Below are 882 nucleotides of genomic sequence, written 5' to 3' on the forward strand. Positions count from 1 at the left end.
CCACAAAGGTCACAAAATCTGGTAAACTATCATCCAATTTTCTGCCCAAATGTCAGGTATCGCTCATTTTTTGTTTGTATTTTAAACAGTAATGGCTTTCCTGAGTCTGGGTGACATCACTTCTGGCTGGTCACTGAGTGGCTGGTAGCAGTAAAAATTCTGAATATACCTGGAGGTTTTCATGGCTGTCGCTGCCAACAAACGTTCGGTAATGACGCTGTTTTCTGGTCCTACTGACATCTATAGCCATCAGGTCCGCATCGTGCTGGCTGAAAAAGGTGTTAGTTTCGAGATTGAGCACGTGGAGAAGGACAATCCACCTCAGGATCTGATCGACCTCAACCCGAATCAGAGCGTACCGACACTGGTGGATCGTGAGCTGACCCTGTGGGAATCTCGCATCATTATGGAATACCTGGATGAGCGCTTCCCGCATCCGCCGCTGATGCCGGTTTACCCGGTTGCGCGTGGTGAAAGCCGCCTGTACATGCAGCGTATCGAAAAAGACTGGTACACGCTGATGAACGTCATCGTGAACGGTTCCGCTTCTGAAGCCGAGGTCGCGCGTAAGCGTCTGCGCGAAGAGCTGCTGGCAATTGCGCCAGTATTCGGTCAGAAACCTTACTTCCTGAGCGATGAGTTCAGCCTGGTAGACTGCTACCTGGCGCCGCTGCTGTGGCGTTTACCGCAGTTGGGTATTGAATTCAACGGTGCCGGTTCGAAAGAACTGAAAGGTTATATGACTCGCGTCTTTGAACGTGATTCTTTCCTGGCTTCTCTGACTGAGCCTGAACGTGAAATGCGTCTGGGCCGGGGTTAACCTGTATGGATTTGCCACAGCTAACACCACGCCGTCCGTATCTGCTGCGCGCATTCTATGAG

1 protein-coding gene is annotated in these 882 nt (G+C 51.0%); it reads left to right on the forward strand.

Going from position 1 to position 882, the window contains the following annotated elements; translation table 11 throughout:
- The first annotated feature begins 181 nt into the window (after window positions 1–181).
- The gene (gene sspA, locus KQJ18_RS24225; RefSeq protein WP_003025132.1) at window positions 182–820 is read left to right on the forward strand and encodes a stringent starvation protein SspA; all 639 of its coding nucleotides are present in this window, start codon (window positions 182–184) and stop codon (window positions 818–820) included.
- The last annotated feature ends 62 nt before the right edge of the window (window positions 821–882 follow it).

It is taken from the genome of Citrobacter sp. S55_ASV_140, assembly GCF_018919505.1.
In the GTDB taxonomy this organism is placed as follows: Bacteria; Pseudomonadota; Gammaproteobacteria; order Enterobacterales; family Enterobacteriaceae; genus Citrobacter; species Citrobacter werkmanii.